Origin of the sequence: Nocardioides immobilis (assembly GCF_003515065.1) — a bacterium.
In the GTDB taxonomy this organism is placed as follows: domain Bacteria; phylum Actinomycetota; class Actinomycetes; order Propionibacteriales; family Nocardioidaceae; genus Nocardioides; species Nocardioides immobilis.
Window position 1 is genome coordinate 114,589 of the sequence record NZ_QXGH01000028.1, and the last position, 8,913, is coordinate 123,501.

At 64.6% G+C, this 8,913-nt stretch carries 8 protein-coding genes; 2 read left to right on the forward strand and 6 right to left on the reverse strand.

Translation table 11 applies throughout. From position 1 onward, the window contains the following. Positions 1-19 precede the first annotated feature (19 nt). Genes D0Z08_RS22375 through D0Z08_RS22390 form a run of 4 tightly spaced genes read right to left on the reverse strand, consistent with a single transcriptional unit; the run spans position 20 to position 3,102 of the window. Positions 20-259: a biotin/lipoyl-containing protein gene (locus D0Z08_RS22375; protein ID WP_118927491.1), complete on the reverse strand. Its 240-nt coding sequence runs from the start codon at positions 257-259 to the stop codon at positions 20-22. Further along, positions 249-1,256: an alpha-ketoacid dehydrogenase subunit beta gene (locus tag D0Z08_RS22380; protein ID WP_118927492.1), complete on the reverse strand. Its 1,008-nt coding sequence runs from the start codon at positions 1,254-1,256 to the stop codon at positions 249-251. The genes D0Z08_RS22375 and D0Z08_RS22380 overlap by 11 nt, the downstream gene beginning before the upstream one ends. Then, complete coding sequence (locus tag D0Z08_RS22385) at positions 1,253-2,215, reverse strand: thiamine pyrophosphate-dependent dehydrogenase E1 component subunit alpha (protein WP_118927493.1); 963 nt, start codon at positions 2,213-2,215, stop codon at positions 1,253-1,255. The genes D0Z08_RS22380 and D0Z08_RS22385 overlap by 4 nt, the downstream gene beginning before the upstream one ends. Continuing rightward, positions 2,215-3,102 (reverse strand): beta-keto acid cleavage family enzyme, encoded by an 888-nt coding sequence (locus D0Z08_RS22390; RefSeq protein ID WP_118927494.1) that lies wholly within the window; start codon positions 3,100-3,102, stop codon positions 2,215-2,217. Before D0Z08_RS22390 ends, D0Z08_RS22385 begins: the two co-directional genes overlap by 1 nt. 127 nt (positions 3,103-3,229) lie before the next feature. Here D0Z08_RS22390 and D0Z08_RS22395 point away from each other — a divergent pair, with 127 nt between their 5' ends. Beyond that, entirely contained in the window at positions 3,230-4,672 is a 1,443-nt protein-coding gene (locus D0Z08_RS22395) for an amidohydrolase family protein (protein ID WP_118927495.1), read from the forward strand. 482 nt (positions 4,673-5,154) lie between these two features. Here the strand turns inward: D0Z08_RS22395 and D0Z08_RS22400 are convergent, their stop codons facing one another. Continuing rightward, positions 5,155-5,943 carry a FadR/GntR family transcriptional regulator gene (locus tag D0Z08_RS22400; RefSeq protein ID WP_147381508.1) on the reverse strand — a complete coding sequence of 263 codons (789 nt, stop codon included), beginning with the start codon at positions 5,941-5,943 and terminating at the stop codon, positions 5,155-5,157. A 400-nt stretch (positions 5,944-6,343) separates the two neighbouring features. Here D0Z08_RS22400 and D0Z08_RS22405 point away from each other — a divergent pair, with 400 nt between their 5' ends. Then, the gene (locus tag D0Z08_RS22405) at positions 6,344-7,282 is read left to right on the forward strand and encodes a lipoyl synthase (protein WP_118927497.1); all 939 of its coding nucleotides are present in this window, start codon (positions 6,344-6,346) and stop codon (positions 7,280-7,282) included. 32 nt (positions 7,283-7,314) lie between these two features. On the opposite strand, the gene D0Z08_RS22410 is transcribed toward D0Z08_RS22405, so the two are convergent. Then, entirely contained in the window at positions 7,315-8,097 is a 783-nt protein-coding gene (locus D0Z08_RS22410) for a FadR/GntR family transcriptional regulator (protein WP_118927498.1), read from the reverse strand. Positions 8,098-8,913: the final 816 nt, after the last annotated feature.

Here is an 8,913-nt window from a genome sequence, read left to right on the forward strand (position 1 = left end):
GCTCGGGGGGCGGCGTCCGCTAGGCCGTCTCGATCACCGCGAGGACCGTGTAGACCTCGACCTCGGTGTCGGCTTCGACCAAGACTTCGACGAGGGTCCCGGACACGGGCGCCTCAAGTTCCTCGGTCACCTTCGCGGCCTCGACCTCGCAAAGGGGTTCCCCCTCTTGCACTGTGTCACCGACGCTCTTGCGCCAGCCGAGGATGACGCCCTCGCTCATGCCCATCCCCCATTGGGGAAGCTTCACTTCAACTCTCATCTTGGTTCCTCACTAGGCGAAGTGCCGCGTGCACCGCGTCGGCGGCGGTCGGCAGGATCTGACGTTCCATTTCCGCGTGATAGGGGTGGATCACGTCCGGCATTGCAACGCGTGTCGCAACGAGCGCCCGACCGGGAAAGGCTTCGGTCACCCGCGCGAGGATCTCCGCGCCGATACCACCGGTGATGAATGCCTCCTCCAGCACGAGGAGTCGGCCGGTCTTCGCGACCGAGTTGACGACGGTCGCGTAGTCGAACGGCCTGATCCAGCGCGGGTCGACGAGTTCGACGGTGACGCCGTGTTCCGCCAGGGTCGCGCAGGCTGCTTCGGCCTCAGTCCGCATCCAACCCCAAGCCACCATGGTGAGGTCAGTTCCCACCCGCACCACCTCCGCAGTTCCGGGCTCGGCGGCCGGACGTGGTTCGGGGGTCCCCGACCCTTGTAGCTCGTACACCTTGCGGTGCTCAAGGAAGAGGGTGGGCTGACGACTCTCCAGTGCCGCGTCCAGCAGGGCGGGGGCGTTCTCAAGCGTCGAGGGGACACAGATCTGCAAGCCGGGGCTGTGGAAGAAGAACGGCTCCATGGACTGGGAGTGCTCTGGACCGAGTCCCGCTGTAGCACCCATGCAGCCGCGGATTAGGACGGGAAGTTGTGCGCCCGGCTGACCATGCTGGATACGCCACTTCGCGATGTCGTTGACAATCTCGTTGGCTACAGCAAGGAGGAAGTCGGCCGAATAGATCTCGACCACCGGGCGAAAACCCGACAATGCGAGCCCAAGGGCCGCGCCGAAGATTCCGTTTTCCGACACTGGGGTCTCGATAACGCGGGACGGACCGAAACGTTCGTAGAGTCCACGCGCGACGCCCTGGGCGCCTCCCGCGCGGACCGTCTCGCCCAACAGGACCATCGATTCGTCGGCCGCCATCGCCTCACCGAGTGTCGAGGCGAGGCTCTCGCGAACTGTCCTGACTCTCCTCTCGACAGTCGTGCTCACCGCACGCCCTCCACCCCGACTTCTAGGTCCCACTCGACGAAGGGAGCACCTCGAACGGCCTCGATCGTCTCGGCCACCCGATTGCGTGCGCGACGCTCGACATCGTCCAGCCTGTCCGCCGCCATCCCCTCCTCCTCCAGCACCCGACGCTGGCGGGGAATAGGATCCTTCTCCCACCACGCCTGCAATTCCCGGGCAGGCACGTAGGAGGCGTCGTCCCACCAGATGTGGGGATGCAGCCGATAGGTGAGCCCTTCGATCACCGACGGGCCGCCGCCGGCCCTGGCTCGGCTGACAGCCCTGGCGGTCGCAGAACTGACCGCCGTAAGGTCGTTGCCGTCCACCTCGGTCACCGGGATCCCGAACCCCGACCACACCGTCGACATCCGCCCACCCGGGAACAGCCACTCGGTCCTGGAGTTGACCGACCACCCGTTGTTCTCCGCGACGAAGACGACCGGCAGATTCCACAGGACTGCCATGTTGAGTGCCTCGTAAAGCGGGCCGCGTGCACCTGCGGCCTCGCCATAGAAACAGACCGCGACTCCGTCGTCACCTCTGAGACTGTGAGCGAGCGCGAGCCCCGCAGCGAGCCCGAACCTCGTGCCGAAGACGCCCTCGCGCCCAGGCACACCGAGGTCGGGTCGCGATACGTGCATCACGCCCCCGCGTGCCCCGTTGGTGCCGCCCCGGCGGTAGAACATGTCGGCCGCGATCGTGGCCAGAGGTACGCCCTTGGCGAGCAGGTGCGCATATCCGCGATGGGTGTAAACGATCTCGTCCGTCGGCCGGAGCATCGCGACACTGCCGATCGACAGCGCTTCCTGACCCGCACCGGAATGGAAGTGGGGCACCTCCTCGCCGGCGGCCAGGAGGTCCATGCAGGCGTCGTCGAACGCACGGCTCTCCACCATCAGCTCGTAGAGCCGCAGCAGATCGTCGCCGGAGGGAGCCCCCATTACGAGACGGACGTCTTGCCGAACACGATCTCTCGAGCCCGCTTGGGTGTGGCGACGGGTCGGCCCATGGTCTCGGCCATCTTCACAATGACCTCGACGAGCTGAGCGTTGTGCTTTGAGAGGTCCCCATTGGGCAGGTAGGGGTTGTCCTCCCAGCCGACGCGAACATGCCCACCCAGCCCGATCGCCATCGCCGCGAGCGGCCATTGGGTCGCGGGGTCCATGATCGACACGTTCCAGTTCACATTCTCGGGGAGGTGGTCGACCAGGTAGAGCATCGACTTCGCAGTCGGCGGGGTCCAGGCGCCTCCCTGCCACCCGAAGAAGAGGGTCGCCCATACCGGGTTCTCGAGCAGTGCCTGGTTGCGGATGAACTCGAGGTTCCAGAACGCGCCCGTGTAGAAGCACTCGATCTCGAGCTTCACCCCGTGTTCGAGAGCCGCCTTGCTGGCCTCTTCGAGCTCGTCTCGCGGATGCAGCGAGTACATCTCGTTCGCGGGATAGGCAGGGTCCGGTCGGAAGTACTCGTCGTGGACGTTGAATGCGTAGGACATCATGTCGGGGCCCTGCTTCATCAGCTTGATCTTCTCCTCAAGCCGAGCGCTGGCGATCCCGTACTGGATGAGGGGGTCAGTCCCTACTGTCTTGATCTTGTCGGTCAGCCCTTGCCAGCCGTCGTGATCGATCCGAGACAACTTCTTGCCGTCGGCCTGCATCTCGGTCTCGAGATAGTGCACCCCGTGGTGGTGACAGATCGATGCGCCCGCGTTGACTGCGTCGACGTACTGCTGTCCCACGGCTTCTACGTCCTCGATCGCCGGCATGTTCGGGTTGCCTGGATACGACATCGTCGAGTCGCAGGTGACGGTGATGATGAGGTCGTCCATTTCGAGGTCCTTTAGAAGTCGCCAGGTCACTTGGTGAGTTGGAGTGTAGGGCCTTGCGTGGGAGAAGTGTCAAGCGCCACACTTCTCCTGCAGTCTTCAAGTGACCTGTTAACAAGGGAACCTGCCGATGCCGCTCTCGATCCGACACAACCCAAATCCCGACCCGCCGCCAGCGGGAGAGGAGCTGCTCCTGACCGGGGCGTCGGTCGTGACGATGGACCCTCAGGTCGGCGACTTCGTCCGCGGCGACGTCCTCGTGCGCGGTTCGAAGATTGCGGCCGTGGGTGCCAACCTGTCGTCCTCCGCCGGAACCGGCTGTTCCGTCATAGACGCCGAGGGCTTCATCCTCACGCCTGGATTTCACGACACCCACCGACACTGCTGGCAAGGGGTGTTCCGACGCCTCATCCCCAACGTGGACGACAACGAGGCGTACGTCCGCGTCGCACACGGATCGCTGGCGAAGGCATACACGCCCCACGACATCTACCTCGGGAACTATCTCTCTGCCCTGGGATGCCTCGACGCGGGTATCACCACCGTCACCGACTTCAGCCACAACTCCCGTACGCCCGCCCACGCCGACGCGGCAGTCGAGGCCCTCATCGACAGCGGCATCCGCGCCATCCACGTCAACTCTGCCCCCGTGAAAGGCAAATGGGACCGACAGTGGCCAGCCGACCTACCGCGTCTCCAGGCGAAGTTCTTCTCCGACAGCGACTCCCTGGTGTCGCTCCGCATGGGCCTCCTCGGAGTCGAGGAGATCGGCGGCCGGAACGTACTGCTGTCCGAGGACCGAGTACGGACGGCTCGATCCCTCGGCATCGGCGTCGCCGTCGACGCCGTCCTCGGACAGTCGTCGTCGGATCTGGTGCTGGAGGGCGCCAGGGCCGGGTTCATCGGACCAGACGTCCTACTCATCCACTGCACAGATCTCGCGGACGAGGCGTGGCGCGCCATCGCCGACACCGGCGCGGGCGTCGCGCTGGCGCCCACCTCTGATGCCCAGATCGGGATTGCTGCCGCTATCCCGCCGGTGCAGACGGCACTCGACTTCGGCATCCGACCGTCGCTCAGCGTCGATGTCGAGATCGCGCTCGCAACGGACATGTTCTCGCAGATGCGGATGGTCCTCACGACCCAACGCATGTTGTCGTTCAACCAGCGCTATCGGGCCGCAGGCGGCCTGGTCGGCGACTTCGACGAGTCGATGCTCGAGGGCCTCCCCTCCGGTATCTCAGTCCGGGACGTACTTGAGTTCGCCACCATCGCAGGCGCGAAGGCAAACCGTCTCGATGACAGGTCTGGGAGCCTGACGCCCGGCAAGGAGGCAGACATCATCGCCATCGACGCCAGTACCGTCGCCAACCTTCCCCTCAACAACGTCGTCGGAACGGTCGTCCAGGGAGCTAGCCCGTCAGACGTCGAGATGGTGCTTGTCGGCGGTCGCATCCGCAAGTGGCACGGACAACTTGTCGACGTCGACCTCAGCACCCTGCGCCAGCAGGTGAACCGGTCCCGCGACCGGCTCATGGCAGCGGCAGGCCTACGGCTGGACGTGTTCTCCTGACCGCACCCCGCAGTCTCCGACGTGGAGCCAGCGGGTCACCCGAGCGAGCCGGACCGACCCTCGATCGTCACCTCTCGGGGCATCCCTCTGAGACGCCAGGCCGGTGTCTCGACCATCACCCAGTGCCCGGCCCGGTTCGGCACATCCGATACGAGTGCGAGGTTCCCTAAGGACGCAAGAAGCGATTCCTCTTGGCACGAAGGTGCTGCTCAGTTCGCCGGCGATGGTGTGCGGCGGCCGCCTGGCGCTGGTGCGAGGGCAGGGCCCGCGCTTGCCCGCGCATTCGACTTCGGGATATGGGCTAGTCCGTTACACATGCCCGCGCTGATGGCCCACGAGGAGATGCTGTCCTCACGGTTGCGTCAGTGGCGAATCGGTCGTGTCCAGCCCCGCATGATTGCTCGCGACGCTTCCCACTCCTGACTAGTTCGGGTCGGCACCGTTCCCGACCAAATGAGTCTGCGGACCGGCGGAGCGCCTCGTCAATCCACGCCCTGTTGTACGCGCAAGTCCACGAACACGTCGTCCAAGGCGAGTCGGATCTCGAAGTCGGAAAGCAGCAAGTTCGAGATGTCGTCGTCGGACGTGAACCAACTGCGCTGATGGTCGAGGTACCGACGCATCGCGAAGGTCAGGCCTTCGACGTCCCTCCGCTGGAGCTCTTCCAAGAGACGTGCGCGGTCGGCTTTGAAGGCACCGGTCCGCTCCCTCCAGATCCGATCGCTGACATGACGATCGGCGAGAAGTTGAAACTGCATCAGGAGTTTTATGAGGAAGCTCTCGACCGCGAACACCACCGGGCTATGAGCGGCAGCAGACAGGCTCAACTGGAACTCGGTGATGGCCTCCGCGAGTTGCGGCGTGACGTCGGTGTCGCAATGAGCCATGGCGCGAGCAAGCGACTCGACATCGTCATCGGTTGCGCGCTGCGCGGCGATACCGACGGAGTAGAGGCCGAGGACCTCTCGCATCTCCAAGACCTCAAGAACCCCGACTCGCTCCATCTGGAACATCGGGGTGAGCATGGCTCCGATTCGACTACTGAAGCCGCCGGCGACGTAGACCCCGCTCCCATGCCTGACCTCGACCCAATTCATGGCTTCCAGGGCGCGAAGAGACTCGCGGACGGTTGGTTGACTGACCCCGAACCGCGCGGCCAGCTCCCTTTCGTTCGGCAGGCGAGCCCCTCGCGGGAACTGGCCTGAGACAATGTCGTTCCGCAGGTGGGCGATGACCGCATCGGAGGCCTTCAGCCGGGCCTCCTGCCGCACCCTGGGACTTCTCGACGCAGACGCCGGTCGGCGACCTCGCTTCGGGTCACCGTTCCCTTCGCTGCTCACAGACGTATCCGAGCGCGCTCGGCTGCGACCAATGCGCTGCTCCGCACGACGAACAGCCCTACGCCAGGCGTCAGCCCGTCGCTCAGTGCGGGCGGGAAGATAGATCCCGAGTCCACGTCATCCCACGTCCGCCCGTCACACACGCATCGGTGATGCCTTCGCACTGCGCCAAAGGCGGGCGAGACGAAGTCGAGGGTCGCCGTCCCCAGGCCCTTAATCACACGGTCAGCTCCAAATGGTCATCTGGTCACCTAGTCTCTTGTGATAGAGTGGCAGCAGCACATCGGCATGTCAACGCTCAAGCCGGATCGGCAGTGAAGAGGTGACGTGAGTGGCAATTGCAGCGGACGGTCGGAGACTTCTCCGGCTCGAGGTGCGGAACTCAGCCACCGACTCCCCTCCGAAACCGCCCTGGTTGCGCACCCGCGTCCATTGGGGACCGAAAGCAGACGAGTTGGCGTCGATCACCTCCGAACGAAACCTGGTGACCGTCTGCAAGGAAGCCGGCTGCCCGAACATCTACGAATGCTGGGAAGACCGTGAAGCCACCTTCCTGATCGGCGGAGACCGCTGCACGCGTCGATGCGACTTCTGCCAGATCGACACCGGAAAGCCGGAAAAATTGGACCTCGGCGAACCTGCCCAGGTCGCCGACGCAGTCTGCGAGATGGGTCTCAAGTACGCAACGGTCACCGGCGTCGCAAGAGACGACCTCCCCGACGGCGGAGCCTGGCTCTATGCCGAGACCGTTCGACAAATCCATCGGCGCGCCCAGATCCCGGTCGAGCTTCTCATTCCGGACTTCAGCGGCCGAGAGACACAACTCGACGAAGTGTTCGCCTCGGAACCGGAAGTCCTCGCCCACAACATCGAAACCGTCCCTCGTATCTTCCGGCGAGTCCGGCCAGGGTTCTCCTACGAACGTTCACTCGAAGTTCTCCAGCGCTCACGGACCCAGGGACTGGTCACCAAGTCGAACCTGATCCTCGGCATGGGCGAGACCGAGGACGAGATCGCAGTTGCGCTGCGTGACCTCCGCTCCGCCGGCACCGAGCTCGTCACGATCACCCAATACCTACGCCCCAGTCCGCGGCACCACCCCGTCGACCGTTGGGTCACCCCCGACGAGTTTCTCCAATGGCAGACCTTCGCCTCGGATATGGGGTTCGCTGGGGTGATGAGCGGGCCTCTGGTGCGTTCGTCTTACCGCGCCGGGACTCTCTACCGCGCTGCCATTCAGGAGCGGGCCGGCCGCGCCGGCCCTTCCTGAGGGCAACCGGGCTCTGCGCCCGTCGCGGCCGCCTAGACGTTCGAGTCGAGGACGTCTGCGAGACGGAGTTTGCTGAGTGCCGGGTCTGCCGAGAATCGGCGCCGCTGGTGGTCCAGGTACTCGACCATCGCCGAGACTGTCCGTTCTCCGTCTTTCGCCTCCAGGGCGGCCAAGAGCTCCGCCCGATCAGCCCGGAATTCTTCGGCCCACTTGAGCCAGAACTTCCGGGGCCTCGACGAGAAAGCGAGGATCTGGAATTTGATCGAGGTTTCGATCAGGAAGCGCTCGATCGCCAACGCGAGTGGATTGCTCGCTGCCTCCGCGATTGCCGTCTGGAAAGCGATCCCGGCCGCTGCCACCTCTGACCAGGACCCGGCCGAGGACACGTCGGACAGTTTCTGTTCCAAGTCCCGCACATGTGCGAGCTGTGCCTTGGTGATCTGCTTTGCGCACTCGGCCGCCGACTGGCGAGCGATCGTTTCTCGGAGAGCGGTCACTTCGGCGATTCCGACGCGTTCTGCACGCACGAGTTCATGGAGCGACGTGTCGATGATGGTGAAGACGTCACCCGTGACGAACGCTCCCCGGCCGTGCTGCACCTCGACCAACCCGATGGCTTCGAGGACTCGAAGACACTCCCGGATCGTCGGCTGACTGACGCCGAACTCCTCAGCGAGTTCGCGTTCCGTCGGGAGCCGGTCACCTCGGGCTAGCTGCCCCGAGAGGATGTCGCCCTTGATGGCGTGGATGACGGCGTCGGTCGCACGGCGTGGGGTTACGACTCTGCGTCTCCGATTGTCAGTGGACGCGTTCATCCATTTATCCGATCTCCTCGATATCCGTCGAGGACATCTTAGGTCTCTGCGTCCAGACGTTTGGGGACCAGGTCTCCTAGACACGCAGCGCTCGTCGAGATGAGGTCGCCCTCCAGCTCCTGGACGGCATAACGCGTGAAGTGCCTCCGATGCCCGTTGCTGATCGGGTTGAGCGCACGATCCCTGAAGGGCAACGTCGGATCCATCTGCAGACGCGCACAGTGAACGGGGTTCCTGATCGACGCCTGCGCACCGCTTCGAGCAGTAGTCACTGCGATGGCGGCTGATGAAGTTCTCGCCGCATGTCGGACAAGCCCGGCTCGGGATCGCCTTGTCCGCGACTCGGCACGAGTCGGAGCAGTGTGTCCCTCCGCCCTCGGCCAGGCGGGCGCCGGCAATGTCGAAGGTCTTGCCGTAGGTCTTGCAGACTCGCTGCTCCCAGGCCTCGGCTTCTCGCCGGTGCTCGGTTCTCAGGCAACCGAGCAGAACTGGCGACGCTGAGAGGGGTAGCAGGAGAACATCTCTCCGCAGTGGAGACAGACGACTTGAATTGGCACCGGTTCACCGCGCCGGCTCGGCCACGATGGCCACGAGGACCTCGTTGCCTAGGTCGGGGTCCGTGGAGAGGTGCAACCCGAGGTCGGTGATCCGGTCATCCCTCGGATGCCAGGCCCGTCCGGACCGAGTAGTGCCTAGGAGACCGCTGAACAAGACGTCATCTCGGCTCGGTTGATGGCGTGGGCGGCGGGCGGAACCTGGCGACGGCCGTCGAGCGGCGGGTTTGAGTTGGCACCATTGGGTGCGGCACCGGATTGT

Excerpts from the sequence above, each read along its gene's own strand:
- D0Z08_RS22375 (WP_118927491.1), bottom strand. The coding sequence starts at position 259 with ATGAGAGTTGAAGTGAAGCTTCCCCAATGGGGGATGGGCATGAGCGAG.
- D0Z08_RS22385 (WP_118927493.1), bottom strand. The coding sequence starts at position 2,215 with ATGGGGGCTCCCTCCGGCGACGATCTGCTGCGGCTCTACGAGCTGATG.
- D0Z08_RS22390 (WP_118927494.1), bottom strand. The coding sequence starts at position 3,102 with ATGGACGACCTCATCATCACCGTCACCTGCGACTCGACGATGTCGTAT.
- D0Z08_RS22395 (WP_118927495.1), top strand. The coding sequence starts at position 3,230 with ATGCCGCTCTCGATCCGACACAACCCAAATCCCGACCCGCCGCCAGCG.
- D0Z08_RS22410 (WP_118927498.1), bottom strand. The coding sequence starts at position 8,097 with ATGAACGCGTCCACTGACAATCGGAGACGCAGAGTCGTAACCCCACGC.